We start from the raw sequence: 14,115 nt of genomic DNA, 5'->3' as shown, positions 1-14,115 counted from the left end.
GCGACATGGCACATGGACGTAAAGCCCTGAAATCCCTGTTTCTGACTGCCGCGCTGGCAGCAACCGGCGCGGCGGCAGAAGATGCTGCCGAACCGGGCATTTCCATCGAACTCAGCGCGGCAGAAGCGGCGGAGGGTGCCTGCAAATTGTCCTTTGTGGTGCAGAACCCCCATGCCAAGGACGTCGAACAGGCGGTTTATGAAACCGTCCTGTTCGGCGCCCAGGGCCAGGTCGCGCGGCTCACTCTTCTCGATTTCCAGGATCTTCCTGCCGGGCGCCTGCGCGTGCGGCAGTTCCAGTTCCCGCACACCTGCGCGGACATCAGCCGGGTCCTCATCAACGGCGCCGCCACCTGCACCGGCGGCGGTCTGCCCGACGGCGCCTGCAGCCGCGGACTGCGCCTCAGCTCCAAAGTGATGGAGCTGGCAGGATGAACACAGTGCAAAACACCCTGAACAAGGTGCTGGATCTGGGCGGCCCGGTTGTGCTGCTGCTGCTGGCGGTCTCGGTGCTGACCAGCGCGCTGGTGCTCTACAAGATCTGGCAGTACCGCGCCGCACGGGTCGGCCAGCACCGTGCCCTTGCCGCGGCGGTCGCAGCCTGGGACCGGGGCGAGGCTGAGGCGGCCCGGCACAGCCTCAGCCACAGCAAATCCTATCTGGTGCCGGTGATGCGGCTGGCGCTGGACGGCACCCCGGACCAGATGCAGGCCGACCGCGCCGACGCCGAGGCCGAGGAACGTTTCTCCCATCTGGAGCGCGGCCTTGGCACGCTGGACATGGTGGCCCAGCTGGCGCCGCTGCTGGGGCTGTTCGGCACCGTCATCGGCATGATCGAGGCGTTCCGGAAACTGCAATCCGCCGGCGCCTCGGTGGATCCCTCGCTGCTGGCCGGCGGTATCTGGGTGGCGCTGCTGACCACCGCTGCGGGGCTGGCGGTGGCGATGCCGGTGTCGCTGGTGCTCAGCTGGCTGACCGCCCGGATGCAGCGCGAGCGGGTCTTTGCCAACCGCGCCCTGCGCACCGTCTTCGCCCCGTCCTCCCCGCTACAGTCCTCCCCTGCCCCGGCCCCGGCCGCCTCGCCCCTGCAGGTGGCCCATGGCGGTTAAACTGCAGGGCATAAAACGCAGACGCCTGTCGATGACCTCGCTGATCGACGTGATCTTCCTGCTTTTGTTGTTCTTCATGCTCACCTCTACCTTCTCGAAATTCGGCGAGGTAGAGCTAATGGCCGCAGGCCAGGGCGCCACCGGCAGTGACAAGCAGATGCTGTTTGTGGTGCTCGGCGAACTCAGCTTGACCCTGAACGGCCAGCCCGCCGACCTGGAACGGATCGCCGGCCTGATCCGGCTGCAGCCGCAGACCGGCGGCCATCTGGTGCTGATCAGCCCCGGCGCGGACGCCTCCTCCCAACGGCTGGTGGACCTGCTGTCCGAATTGCGCAGGGTTGAAGGCCTGCAAACCCTGGTGCTCGGCTGATGCGTCTCAAACCGCCCTCCGCCGCACAGAAGGAGCCAACAATCGCGCTGATCAACATCGTGTTCCTGATGCTGATCTTCTTCATGATTGCAGGCACCCTGGCGGTGCCGCTCGACACGGATCTGACCCTGATCGAGGCGAAGGACCTGGAGGGCCGCGAACCGCCCGATGCGCTGGTAGCCCATGCCGACGGCCGCCTGACCCTGCGCGGCCAGGAACTGCCGGACGCCGCCGCCTATGTCGCGGCGCTGAGCGGTGAAGACCGCGCCGCCCTGCGCATCGTGCCCGACCGAAATCTGCCCGCGCGGGACCTGGTGAAACTGGGCAATACCCTGCGCGGCGCCGGCGCCAAACGGGTGCTGATCGTCACCGAAAGAGCGCTGCAATGAAGGTGCCCCGCTCGCGGCTGGCAGGTGCAGCAGCCCTGTTTCTCGCCGCCGCCGCCCATGCCGGCACTGCCTTTCTGACGGACACCGGACAGGCCGAACAGGCAGGCGGCCAAACCGGCCTGGCGGCTGCAGGCATTGCCTTTGCCGACCTGGCCCAGGGCACCGATGCGCCGGTTAAGGCCGAAGACGTTCTTGAGGCGGAACATCCAATGCAGGACGCCCCGCGCAAACCCGCCCCCGAAACGCAACAGCCGGTTGCTCCTACAGCTGCAAAACCCGCGGCAGTGCCAAACACCGAACCGGCCCTGCCATCCCGTCAGGCGCAGCCCGTGAAGCAGACACCAGCCGGACAGCCTGCCAAACCCCCAGCACAGCAACCGCTGCCCGAGGCCAAGCCGGACCCCGCCCGGCAACCCCAGCCGAAACCCCGCAAGGCCGCCCCGCGCGGCAACAGCGATCAGAACGCCGCACAAGGCACCGCCGCAGGGCGTGCGGCCAAACCTGCGGGGCAGGCAACCCAAAGCCCCGGCACCGCCAAGCAGCAGGGCAACGCCGCGGCAGACAATTACCGCGGCCAGGTGCTGCGGCGGGTGATGCGGGCCAAGCGGCAGCGGGTCAGCATCCGCGGCGCCGCGCTGGTGCGGTTCTCGATTGCCGCCGATGGCAGCCTGCGCACCGCCAGCATCGCCAAAAGCTCAGGCTCCGCCAAGCTCGACAGCATCGCGCTGGCCCAGGTCCGCCGCGCCGCCCCCTTCCCGGCCCCGCCTGCAGGGGCCGGAACCACCTACACTGTGCGGATCAAGGGCAAGTGAAACCGCCAGCGCCCGCCAGCGCGGTCCTGCAGATCCGGGTAACAAAATCCTGCACCGTTTGGATCCGCGCCAGGCCGCTGGTATCGGGATGCATCAGCAGCCACAGATCCGCGGTGGTTTGCAATTGCCCCGGCAGCAGCTCCACCAGATCCGGATGCGACCGGCCCAGGTATTTCGGAAACGGCGCAATCCCCAGCCCGCTTTTCACCGCCTCCATCTGGGCAAAGATACTGTCCGTGGTCAGCGCCACATTGCACCCGGTTGAAACCGCCGCGAACTCCTGGTTTTGCACCGTCTGCGCCAGATCCCCCGAGGCAGCAATGACGTTGTGCCCCTCCAGATCCGCCGCCGTTTCAAAATCCCCAAGCGCGTCCAGATACAGATCCGAGGCATAGATCCCGAACCCCACCGCCCCCAGCTTGCGGCCCACCAGCCGTTCCTGGCTGGGGGTGCCGATGCGCACGGCGATATCAGCCTCGCGGTTCAACAGGTTCACCCTGCCGGTGGACAACAGCAGCTTGACCCGCAGCTCGGGATGCAAATTGTGCAGCTCGCGCAGCTGCGGCGCCAGCAGGGTCTGGCCCAGCCCGCTGGGGGCAGCCACGGTGACCGTGCCCGCCAGCCGGCCGTCGCTGCCGCAAACCGCCTCGCTGATCAATTGCGCCTGATGCTCTATCTGCTCGGCCCGGGCCAGGATCCGGCTGCCGCAGCTGGTCAGCTGCACGCCTGATATGCTGCGGTCGAACAAGGTGGCCGACAGCGCCGTCTCCAGCTCCCGCAGCTTGCGCCCGACGGTGGCCGGGCTTTCCGCCAGCTGCCCCGCCGCGCCCGCAATACTGCCCGCACGCGCAACCGCCAGAAAGAACCGGAACAGATCCCAGTTCTGGTTCATCACGGGGCGGGCCTGGGGCCGGAAACGGTTCGCATCACGCCGGAAATCTCATGTGGCAATATCAATACAGCGGCAAAGCGTGCCTATCCTCAGCTACTGCCAGCCCCGTTGTAACACCACTCAAATTTACTTGTGCCGCTGTGAACATGAAATAATTCAGCTTTATTTCAGCATCTTACGCGAAGATCTCCCCTTTCTTCAAAATGACGCGCAGCGCTTCAAATCTGATGCGTTGCGTTTCTTCCGCCCCTCACAGCTTCAGTTTCACCCGCGCGCAAACGGAGCTGCGCCGGAGTAACTGGAGGAACGACTATGACTGAACAAAACAACATGGGCCCGATCGCCGGGACAGAAGGCCCGGACCCTCTTACCGGGACAAATGCCAGCGAAACCCTGCTGGGGCTGGGCGGCGACGACACCCTGACCGGCGGCTTGGGGGATGACACGCTGGACGGCGGCGCAGGGTCGGATACCGCGGATTTCCGCGACATCGACGTGCCGGCCGAGGCCGCTCTGCGGACCGGCACCGCCACCCGCGAGACCGGTTTTGCGGTGGTAGTGGAGGACCAGCCGCTGGCATCGCTGACCACAGACCAGTCCCCGGCGGATCTTGCGGATCAGGCTGCGGGCGGCAATCTTTACTACAACATTCACACCAATGACTTCCCCGGCGGTGAAATCCGCGGCCAGCTGCTGGTTGAAAGCGATATCACCGATGGCGGCATCCGCACGCTGACCCTGGTTGCCGATCTGGATGCCGCACAGGAGCCGGACGGTGCCAGCGACTCCCAGGCCACCGGCCAGGGCCGGGTGGTGATCGTGATTGATGGCAGCAGCATCACCTACAGCTCGGACCTGTCGGTGACCGGTCTGGCCACGTCAGACCTGCTGCCGGTGGCAGGCGTCAGCGCCATCCACCTGCACAACGCCCCGGCCGGGCAGAACGGCCCGGTGATCACCGATATCGTGCAGGACGCGGGCGGCGATGTGAACGGGCTGAACGCAGGCACCGATGACGGCAATGTCTTTGATGAAGCCGTCGAGACCGACACGCTGATCAGCATCGAAAACCTGGAAGGCTCCGATGACGGCGATGATCTGCGCGGCGATAACGGCGCTAATCTGCTGAACGGCAACGGCGGCGATGACATCCTCCGCGGACGCCGCGGCAATGATGAGCTGAACGGTGGCGACGGCAACGACGACCTGCGCGGCAACCGCGGCGCCGACACGCTGGATGGCGGATCAGGCGATGACGTTCTGCGCGGCGGACGCGGCAGCGACCAGCTGAACGGCGGCGCTGGCAACGACGAACTGCGCGGCGGCGGCGGCAACGACATCCTCAGCGGCGGCGGCGGCGTGGACACAATCGACGGCGGCGCGGGCATCGACACCAACTCCTTTGCCAACATCAACCAGGGCGCCGCAGATGCCTCAATCGCCGGCGTCACTGTGGTGCTGAACGCGGACGGTTCGGGAACCGCATCCTACACCGGCGGCGGCGGCAACGGCCCGCTGATCGAGGAAGAGTTCACCGGCATCGAAAACATCACCGGTTCCGCCAACAACGATGATATCCGCGCCTTGGGCGCCGCCCCCAACGCCATTGACGGCGGCGATGGCGACGACTTTATCGCAGGCGGCGGCGGCGTGGACGTCCTGACCGGCGGCGATGGCACCGACACCAACAGCTTCGTCAATATCGGGGCTGAGGTGGTCGCGGATCTTGGCTCTGGCAGCGCGTCGTATCAGCCGAATGAAACCACCACCGTGTTCGAAAACTTCAGCGGCTTTGAAAACCTCGACGGGTCGGACAATGACGACCAGCTGTTCGGCGACGGCGGTGCCAACACGCTGACCGGCAATGATGGCAACGACCTGCTGGTGGGCCGCGGCGGCAATGACGTGCTGGAAGGCGGCGATGGCAACGACATCCTGCGCGGCGGCGGCGGTGCGGATGTGACCGACGGCGGCGCGGGCATCGACACCGCAGATTTCCAGGACATCGGTGCAGCGGTGATTGCCGACCTGAATTCCGGCGCCGCAGTCTATCAGGGTCCGACCGGTGCGGTTGTGGATACGCTGCTGAACATTGAAAACCTGACCGGCTCGGCAAACAACGACGTGCTGAACGGCGATGCCGGGGATAACCTGCTGGCCGGGGTGGCGGCGGCGATACCATCAATGGCGGCGGCGGCAATGACGTGATCCGCGGCGATGCCATCGGCGACGGCGAGGCGATCACCGTCACCGTGACCAACACGCTGGGCGAAGGCGGCACTTTCCTGACCCCGGTCTGGTTCGGCTTTCACGACGGCGAAAACTTTGACCTCTGGACCGATGGCGAGGCCGCCAGCGGCGGGCTGGAGCGCATTGCCGAAGACGGCAGCGTCGAAGGCATCGCAGCCGAGTTCAACCAGCAGGTCGCAGGTGGCGGCGTTGATGCCACTATCATCGGCGGCAACGGTGCGCCGGGGCCGATCGACCCGGGCGAAAGCGCCAGCTTCACCCTCAATGTGAACGCCGATCAGGTCGGCCAGGGCTTCTTTACCTGGGCCACCATGGTGATCCCCTCCAACGATGCTTTCCTGGCCTCGCCCGACGATGCGCTGCAGGATTTCATCTTTGACGCCGACGGCAATTTTGCCGGGCCGCTGGTGATCGAACGTTTCGGCACCGATGTGCTGGATGCCGGCACCGAGGTGAACACCGAAGAAGGGGCTGCCTTCCTGAACCAGACCGCCCGCGATCAGGGCACCGCCGAGAACGGCGTGGTCCGCCAGCACGAGGGCTTCAACGGCTCCGAAGGCAATCCGGACGGCACCCCGGTCAACATCCTGGGCGGCACCACCGCCGCAGGCACCAGTGTTGATCCGGCCGAGGGCGACTTTACCCGCAACAGCGGCGAGGAGCAGCTCTTGCGCATCGTGGTCGACCTGGCCGAAGGCGGCGCTGATGTGCTGTCCGGCGGTGCCGGCAGCGACTATATCGACGGCGGACGGGGCAACGACCTGCTGCGCGGCCAGCGCGGCGCGGATACCCTGGATGGCGGCGATGGTGCGGATGTGCTGTTTGGCGGCCGCGGGCGCGACCTGGCCGACGGCGGTGCAGGCAGTGACCGTATCGCAGGCGGGCGCGGACGCGACACGCTGGACGGCGGCGCCGGCAATGACCAGCTGACAGGCGGGCGCGGCGCCGATGCCTTTGTCTTCAACGAGGGCTTCGGCAATGACGTGATCACCGACTTCAACACCTCCGCCGATGGCGAGCTGCTGGACTTGACTGGTGGCAGTTTCGGCTTCGGCAGCTTTGATGATCTGTCCGGCGCAATCTCGCAGGACGGCAGCAATGCCCTGATCGACCTTGGGGACGACGGATCGATCACCCTGCTGGATGTGCAGGCCTCAGCCCTGACCGAGGATCACTTCCTGATCTAAAAACCGGCAGGAAAACCCAACGGCGGCGGCACTCTGCGGAGTGCCGCCGTCTCTCTCTTTCTCAGTCCGCAGCCATCACCAGATCGCTGGCCTTTTCACCGATCATGATGGCCGGCGCATTGGTGTTGCCCGAGACGATCTCGGGCATGATCGAACAATCCGCCACCCGCAGCCCCTGCACACCATGCACCCGCAAACCGGCGTCCACCACTGCATCCGTCCCCTGCCCCATCTTGCAGGTGCCGGTCGGATGATAGATCGACACCGAGTTTCCGCGCGCCCAATCCAGTGTGCCCGCGTAATCCTCCATCTCCAGACTTGCATCGGGCCTGAACTCCTGAGCTATCTTGGAAGCCAGCGGTTTGTGCCGGGCGATGCGGCGCGCGATGTTCACACCGTCCACCAGGGTCCGGCAGTCTGTTTCGCTTGACAGATAGTTGGGATGAATTTTCGGATAGCTTTTGGGATCAGGCCCGTTTAACCGGATTTCACCCCGGCTTTCGGGCCGCAGCTGGCACACCGACATGGTGAAGGCTGAGAAGGGATGCACGCCCTCGCCCGGGCTGTCCGCGGACCAGGGCTGCACATGGAATTGGATATTCGGAGTCGCCACCTCAGGCCGGGTTTTCATAAACCCGGTTGCCAGACTGGCGGCCATGGTCATCGGCCCGGCCCGGAACAAGGCATATTTCAGCGCAATCCGCGCCTGATTGAACAGGCTGCGCACCTCATCGTTCAGGGTCGGTTCGTTGCATTTGTAAACCAGCCGTGCCTGCAGATGGTCCTGCAGCCCCTGGCCCACCCCCGGCAGATCTACCGCCACATCAACACCATTGGCCTTCAGCTGCTCCGCCGGGCCGATCCCGGACAGCATCAGTGTCTGCGGTGAGTTGATAGCCCCGGCCGAAAGAATGACTTCTTTGCGGGAAGTGATGCTTTGCCGCTGGCCCGTCTTGTCCAGGTAGGTCACACCGGTGACTTTGCGCCCGTCCAGATCAATCCTTTCCACCAGCGCATGAGTGATGATCTGCAGATTGGCCCGGCCCCGCGCAGGGTTCAAAAAGGCAACCGCGGCACTGCAGCGGCGCCCGTTGCGGGTGGTCAGCTGGAAATAACCGACACCCTCTTGTTCGGCGCCGTTGTAATCGGGGTTGAAGGGATACCCCGCCTCCTGCGCCGCTGCGACCCAAGCGTCGCAGATCGGGCGTTGAATGCGCATGTTCGACACCGCCAATGGCCCGCCTGCACCGTGAAACTCATCCGCGCCCCGCTCCTGATCCTCGGATCGTTTGAACAAGGGCAGAACGTCCTCCCAGCCCCAGCCCTCATTGCCCATCTGGCGCCAGCGGTCGTAATCTTCTTTTTGACCCCGCACATATAAAAGCCCGTTCAGCGAGGATGAGCCACCCAGCACCTTGCCGCGCGGCCAATCAATCGACCGCCCGTTCAGCCCCGGATCAGGCTCGGTCTTGTAGCACCAGTCAACGGACGGGTTGTGCATGGTCTTGAAGTAGCCGACCGGGATGTGAATCCAGGGGTTGGTGTCCCGCCCGCCGGCCTCCAGCAGCACCACTTTGTTGCGCGGATCAGCGCTCAGCCGGTTTGCAATGACGCAGCCTGACGATCCCGCTCCGATGACAATGAAATCTGCTTCCACGACCTTCTCTCCGCCCTGTGTGGAAAAAACTTCTATACAGATTGCATGAAATAAGCTAGCTATTTTTGATACCAAACGTCTCAATAATTGATCTTAGGGAGGAAAATTATGGGGGTCATGGACAAACTGGACCGCATATCGCGGCGGGATCTGTTCAAGGTTGCAGGCACTTACGGGATGAGCTCGACGCTGCTGGCGGCCGGCAGCTTTGGCGGTGCGATGAGCCTGGCGAATCTCGCCTCGGCAGCGGAATCGACTTACGAGCGGCGCTTCTCCAAGCCCGCAAAACACACGCTGAAATTCGGCGCCTCGGGGTTTAACGCCCGCAACCTGCTGATCGAACGGGCCGGTGCGCTGGAGTTCGCCCGGGATCTGGAAGCCCGCACTGATGGCGAGATCCGGATCGAGTTCATCGGCGACAACCAGATCTGCGGCCAGCTGAGCTGTGTTGAGAAAACTCAGCAGGGCATCGTCGATATCTACGCGGCATCCACCCAGAACTCGGCCGGCGGCGCGCCTTACCTGAACGTGCTGGACTATGCCTTCATGTTCCCCGGCCGCGCCTCGCAGTATCATTTCCTCTATCACCCAAAGAGCCAGGAAATTCTGCGCGATCCGCTGGAGAAGCGGCACGGGCTGAAGTTCCTGTTCAGCCACTGCGAGCTGCGCGGCATCCAGCTGGGCCTGAAATACAAGGACGCACCCACCATCACCAAGCTGGAGCAGCTGTTCGGCACCAAGAACCGTGTGACCGGCACCCAGCTGGGCCGCATCGCCATGAAGGCGCTGAACCTGAACCCGGTCCCCGTGGCCTGGGAGGAAACCCTGGACGGATTGAAACAGGGTCTGATCGACGGCGCCGAAACCTGGGCCTCTGCCGTGGCCTATGCCAATATGTCGCCGGTCGTAAGTCAGTCCGTCGACCTCAAGTTCTTCTGCGGCACCGAGCATACCTCGATGTCGGCCAAGGTCTTTGACGGGCTTGAAGGCTACCTGCAGGATGCGGTGATGGAGAGCGCCTATTGGGCCCAGGCCCATGTGCAGGCCGCGAACGAGGCAGCACTGGTCAAGACCGTCGGCTTTAGTGATCCGCAACTGCCGGGCACCATGTTTGTCGAACACGGCGTGCGCCCCGCTTTCCTGCCGGACAGCGAAATCCGCATGGCTGAGGAAATGTGTTCACCCGAGTTCCAGCCGCAGCTGTGGGAGCAGTGGCGCGACCGTCTGAATGGCTGGGCCGGCGGCATCGACACCTATCAGGAAATCTACAATATCGCGCGCGAAGTCGACAAAGACATGAAGCCTGAAAACGTGGAGCCGCGCCGCTGGTGGAAAGGCTGACCGCAGCCTAGGCTGAATTAATCCGTTCCCCGGCGTTGCAACAGGCGCCGGGGAATACCCCTCTGGATGGGAGACCGGAGGTTTCATGGGAGGAACGAATGACGCTCTGGTCCGAAATCAGTGCGATTTTCAGCGCATTTGCATCGCAGGATAGCTGGGAAATCCGCAACGCATTGGAAAGCAACGCCGCCTGGGTGCTGGGCACCGCCGCTGCGGCAACCGGTGGCTTGCTGGTAATGCTGATCTACCGGCTGGTGCCGCTGCTGGACCGGCATCTGGAGCGCACCATCATGGTGTGGAGCTATCTGGCCATCGCGTTCATCATCTTCTGGGGCGTGATTGACCGCTTCGTCTTCAAGAACCAGCAGCCCTGGTCCACCACCATTCCGCCCTTGCTGTTTATGGTAATGGCCTGGTTCGGCGCCGCCTTCAACGTCCGGCTGCGCACGCATCTGAGTTTCAACGAATTCCGCACCATCATGCCCCGCTGGGCGCAGCTGGGCTGCCTGACTTTGGATGCGGTGCTGTGGTTCGGCTTTGCCGTCATTGTTTTTGTCACCACTACCCGGCTGACCGCGCTGTCGGCCTCGAACTTCCAGATTGTGCTGGGCACCGACAGCGTGCTGCAATGGTGGTTCCTGATCACCGCGCCCATGTCATTTATCCTGATGATCGCGCGGGTGTTTGAAAACCTGGCTGACGACATCCGCAATTTCCGCAGCGGCGCGCCGCTGATCAAACAGGCCGTGATCGGAGGAGACGTGTAATGGATACCGGAACCTGGGTCACGCTGATCTCGCTGGGGGTCACCTTCCTGTTCATGCTGGGCGTGCCGGTGCTGCTGGTGATCGGCTATTGGGTCATTGGCTGCTCTTTCGTGCTGGGGCTGACGCTCGACAATATGGGCGCCGAGCTCTTGAATGTGTTCAACAAGGGCTTTGCCCTTCTGGCGATGCCGCTGTTCATCCTCACCGGCGACCTGATCAACCAGTCCGGCATCGCCCGCCGCCTGTCCGACTTCGCCTATGCCTGCCTCGGCTGGATGCGCGGCGGGCTGGCGATGGCCTCGCTGGGCGCCTGCGGGTTGTTTGCCGCCATATCAGGCTCTAACTCGGCCACAACGGCCACAATCGGCTCGATGCTGCACCCGGAAATGGTCAAAGGCGGCTATGACGAACGCTTCTCTGCCGCCACCGCCGCCGCGGGCGGCACGGTGGGCATCATCATCCCGCCGTCGATCATTTTCATCGTCTACGGCTTCCTGATGAACCTGCCGATCTCGGACCTGTTTGTGGCCGGCATCCTGCCCGGCGCGATGATGGTCGTCGGCATGCAATTCGCCTGCTGGATTATCTGCCGCCGCAATGGCTGGGGCTTCCTGATCCCGCTGCAGCTGACCCGCGTCCTGAAAACCGCCTTTGGCGCCTGGCTCGGCTTCTTTGCCATCGGGCTGGTGCTCTGGGGTATCTACACCGGCAAGTTCTCCCCCACCGAGGCCGCAGGCGTCACCGTCGGCTTCTGTGTCATCGCAGGCGTGCTGTCCTGGGTGGCGACCAAACTCACCGGCGCCGGCAGCGGCAAATCATGGGAGGAGAAATCCTATGCCGAGATGCTGGTGGTCGAAGGCTTCACCATCCCGCAGATCCCCTCAATCGTCGTGCGCTCGGCGCAGATCACCGGCATCCTGGCGCCGCTGATCGCAATCTCCGTGGTGATGCAGCAGATCCTGTCGCTGCTGGGCGCCCAGCAGACCATCGGCGATTTTGTCACCTCGATGGGCGGCTACCACGCGGTGCTGTTCACCTCGATGGTGATTGTGTTCTTCTCCGGCATGGTGCTGGAAAGCCTGCCGGTCACCATCATCCTGGCCCCGATCCTCGCCCCCATCGCGGCCTCGGTCGGGGTCGATCCGATCCACTTCTCGGTGATCTTCCTGGTCGGCGCCTCCATCGGTTTCATCACCCCGCCCTACGGTCTCAACCTCTATGTCGCATCCGGCGTCACCGGTGTTCCGTATTTCCGCCTGCTTCGCTATACAGTCCCTTACCTTGCAGCCCTGATCGGGGTCTGGGTGCTGGTCTCGCTGGTTCCCGATTTCGCGCTGGTGCTGCTGCCGGGCAAATAGGGATAAGGCGGTGATGGCAGACGACGCGTCCGATAAGAAAGAGGGGCAGATCCCCACCAACCTGCGCCTGCTGGTGCTGCTGGAGGAGATCGCCCGCCGCGGCACCGCCGTCAAACCGGCCGAGATGATCGAGGCGATGGGCCTGCCCAAGCCCACCGTTCACCGGCTGATGCAAACCGCCGAGGCCGAAGGGTTTTTGCAGCGCGACCTTGACGGGCGCGCCTATGGTCCCGGTCCCCGCCTGCGCCGGATGGCGCTGGACACCATGTCATCCGAACATCTGCGCACCGCCCGGCTCAGCATCCTGAAAGGCGTGGCCGAGGAACTGGGCGAGACCTGCAATCTCGCCACCCCCGACCGCGAAGGCATGACCTACCTCGACCGGGTGGAAACCAAATGGCCGCTGCGCATCCAGCTGCCGATCGGCACCCAGGTGCCGTTCCATTGCACCGCTAGCGGCAAGATGTATCTGTCATCGCTGAAGCCCAGCACGCTGCAGGCGGTGCTGCACGCCCGCCCGCTGGAGGCGGTGACCGGGCAAAGCTGCACCGACCCGGATGCCCTCGGCACTGAATTGGCCGCCATCCGCAGCCGCGGCTATTCCACCGACGCCGAGGAGTTCATCTCCGGCATGGTTGCCGTCGCCGTGCCGGTGCGGGACGCGCACAGCCGGCTCCTGGCCACGCTGTCCGTGCACGCCCCGGTGCAGCGCCGCAGCCTGCAGGATCTGACAGATTTCCTGCCCGCTCTGCAAAAAGCCGCTGCAGGCCTGTCTGATCTGGCCTAGGCGCCCTGCCTGTCCCCTCAGCGCAGCCGTTTCCCCGTTTCCTGCGGCTCCGGCTGATTTGAACGGCGGGCGGCGCAACTCCCGTGCCGCCCGCCCTGCCCTCGTTTCTGCCCCCGTCCCGGTCCTTGCCCCGGCCTGTCCGCGCGCGCCGCCGCAGCCGCCTGGATTTAGAATAACCCCCTCCAGGCAGCGGCCGCAGACAAGTTAAAAATCGACCTTTTATCTTTTTGTACGCAATTTGTGCGGTAAAGAAGCACTCATCAGTCGCGCTGTTTTTCAAGAATGAGGCCAGCCATGCATTTCAAAAAACCGGTGTTTCTGCTTTGCCTGTGCCTTGGCCTGTTGACCGGCCAGACCGCCGCTGCCCGGATGCTGGTGATCGGCACCATCAGCGACGAACCGGTCAAGGAAACCCGCACCTTCCTTCCCTTTGCCCGCCACCTCGCAGCGCAGCTGCAGGATCAGGGCATCACCGGCGCCAGTGTGACAATCGCACGGGACATCAGCGAAATGTCCGACCTCCTGCGCACAGGTGCCGTCGACATTTACATAGACAGCCCGCTTGTATCACTGGCGGTCCGCGCCGAATGCGGCAGCCGCCTGCTGGCCCGCCGCTGGAAAAAGGGAATTGCCCAATATCAATCCGTGATCTTTGCCCGCCAGGACAGCGGCATTCAAGCGCTCGCAGACCTCAAGGGCAAGGTTGTCGCCTTTGAGGAACCGTTTTCCTCCAGCGGATACATCCTGCCGCGGCTGGCCATCGGGGACCAGATCGTGCCGTTGGCCGCCCTTCCGAACCTCCGGGCTGAACGTCCGGACAGCGGCACAGCCTATGTCTTTTCCGGCGACGACGGAAACACCCTCGAATGGGTGCTGCGCGGTCTGGTGGATGCCGGCGCCATGTCGCTGCGCGGCCTCAAGATGCACGCCGGCGGCGATTTTGAAGATCTGTCAATCCTACTGGAAACCAATGCCATTCCGCGCCATGTCGTCAGCGTCTCGCCTGATGCCTCCGCCGCATTTTCCCAGACGCTGCTGGCCGTGCTGACCGGCATGGATCAATCCGGCCCCGGCCGCAACGTATTGCAGGACTTTGAAGGCACCACCAAGTTTGATGCCATCCCGGCCTCAACCCAGGAGCTGCTGGACCAATTCCAAGCCCCGGTTGCAATTCTCATCAGCGGAGACTGATTTGTT

14 protein-coding genes are annotated in these 14,115 nt (G+C 64.0%); 12 read left to right on the top strand and 2 right to left on the bottom strand.

The window, feature by feature from the left end:
* The first annotated feature begins 5 nt into the window (after window positions 1-5).
* Genes ETW23_RS23620 through ETW23_RS23600 form a run of 5 tightly spaced genes read left to right on the top strand, consistent with a single transcriptional unit; the run spans window position 6 to window position 2,679 of the window.
* Window positions 6-434, top strand: a complete 429-nt coding sequence (locus tag ETW23_RS23620) for a hypothetical protein (RefSeq protein WP_134831665.1) — start codon at window positions 6-8, stop codon at window positions 432-434.
* Entirely contained in the window at window positions 431-1,108 is a 678-nt protein-coding gene (locus ETW23_RS23615) for a MotA/TolQ/ExbB proton channel family protein (RefSeq protein WP_134831664.1), read from the top strand. Before ETW23_RS23620 ends, ETW23_RS23615 begins: the two co-directional genes overlap by 4 nt.
* Complete coding sequence (locus ETW23_RS23610; RefSeq protein WP_247676785.1) at window positions 1,098-1,478, top strand: biopolymer transporter ExbD; 381 nt, start codon at window positions 1,098-1,100, stop codon at window positions 1,476-1,478. Before ETW23_RS23615 ends, ETW23_RS23610 begins: the two co-directional genes overlap by 11 nt.
* On the top strand, window positions 1,478-1,867 hold the full coding sequence (locus ETW23_RS23605) for a biopolymer transporter ExbD (RefSeq protein ID WP_134831663.1): 390 nt from the start codon (window positions 1,478-1,480) through the stop codon (window positions 1,865-1,867). Before ETW23_RS23610 ends, ETW23_RS23605 begins: the two co-directional genes overlap by 1 nt.
* Window positions 1,864-2,679, top strand: a complete 816-nt coding sequence (locus tag ETW23_RS23600) for an energy transducer TonB (protein WP_134831662.1) — start codon at window positions 1,864-1,866, stop codon at window positions 2,677-2,679. The genes ETW23_RS23605 and ETW23_RS23600 overlap by 4 nt, the downstream gene beginning before the upstream one ends.
* Here ETW23_RS23600 and ETW23_RS23595 read toward each other — a convergent pair.
* Window positions 2,666-3,571, bottom strand: a complete 906-nt coding sequence (locus ETW23_RS23595; protein WP_134831661.1) for a LysR family transcriptional regulator — start codon at window positions 3,569-3,571, stop codon at window positions 2,666-2,668. The genes ETW23_RS23600 and ETW23_RS23595 overlap by 14 nt on opposite strands.
* Before the next feature lie 312 nt (window positions 3,572-3,883).
* Here ETW23_RS23595 and ETW23_RS23590 point away from each other — a divergent pair, with 312 nt between their 5' ends.
* Together ETW23_RS23590 and ETW23_RS23585 are read left to right on the top strand one after the other, a co-directional pair.
* A complete protein-coding gene (locus ETW23_RS23590; RefSeq protein ID WP_134831660.1) occupies window positions 3,884-5,779 on the top strand; it encodes a CHRD domain-containing protein in 1,896 nt (631 codons plus the stop codon).
* Complete coding sequence (locus ETW23_RS23585; RefSeq protein WP_134831659.1) at window positions 5,776-7,008, top strand: spondin domain-containing protein; 1,233 nt, start codon at window positions 5,776-5,778, stop codon at window positions 7,006-7,008. Before ETW23_RS23590 ends, ETW23_RS23585 begins: the two co-directional genes overlap by 4 nt.
* Window positions 7,009-7,069: 61 nt before the next feature.
* On the opposite strand, the gene ETW23_RS23580 is transcribed toward ETW23_RS23585, so the two are convergent.
* The gene (locus ETW23_RS23580; RefSeq protein ID WP_134831658.1) at window positions 7,070-8,665 is read right to left on the bottom strand and encodes a GMC family oxidoreductase; all 1,596 of its coding nucleotides are present in this window, start codon (window positions 8,663-8,665) and stop codon (window positions 7,070-7,072) included.
* 108 nt (window positions 8,666-8,773) lie between these two features.
* Between ETW23_RS23580 and ETW23_RS23575 the strand changes: the two genes are divergently transcribed.
* The 5 genes from ETW23_RS23575 (at window position 8,774) to ETW23_RS23555 (ending at window position 14,109) form a co-directional block, all read left to right on the top strand.
* Window positions 8,774-10,006 (top strand): TRAP transporter substrate-binding protein, encoded by a 1,233-nt coding sequence (locus ETW23_RS23575; protein WP_134831657.1) that lies wholly within the window; start codon window positions 8,774-8,776, stop codon window positions 10,004-10,006.
* Between the two features lie 98 nt (window positions 10,007-10,104).
* Window positions 10,105-10,773: a TRAP transporter small permease gene (locus ETW23_RS23570; protein WP_134831656.1), complete on the top strand. Its 669-nt coding sequence runs from the start codon at window positions 10,105-10,107 to the stop codon at window positions 10,771-10,773.
* A complete protein-coding gene (locus ETW23_RS23565; protein ID WP_134831655.1) occupies window positions 10,773-12,131 on the top strand; it encodes a TRAP transporter large permease in 1,359 nt (452 codons plus the stop codon). The genes ETW23_RS23570 and ETW23_RS23565 overlap by 1 nt, the downstream gene beginning before the upstream one ends.
* Window positions 12,132-12,144: 13 nt before the next feature.
* The gene (locus ETW23_RS23560; protein WP_134831654.1) at window positions 12,145-12,918 is read left to right on the top strand and encodes an IclR family transcriptional regulator; all 774 of its coding nucleotides are present in this window, start codon (window positions 12,145-12,147) and stop codon (window positions 12,916-12,918) included.
* A gap of 294 nt (window positions 12,919-13,212) precedes the next feature.
* Window positions 13,213-14,109, top strand: coding sequence for a phosphate/phosphite/phosphonate ABC transporter substrate-binding protein (locus tag ETW23_RS23555; protein WP_167738213.1), 897 nt, complete (start codon window positions 13,213-13,215; stop codon window positions 14,107-14,109).
* Window positions 14,110-14,115: the final 6 nt, after the last annotated feature.

Source organism: Leisingera sp. NJS201 (genome assembly GCF_004535885.1).
Lineage (GTDB): Bacteria > Pseudomonadota > Alphaproteobacteria > Rhodobacterales > Rhodobacteraceae > Leisingera.
This window is presented reverse-complemented; position numbering and strand designations above follow the sequence as displayed.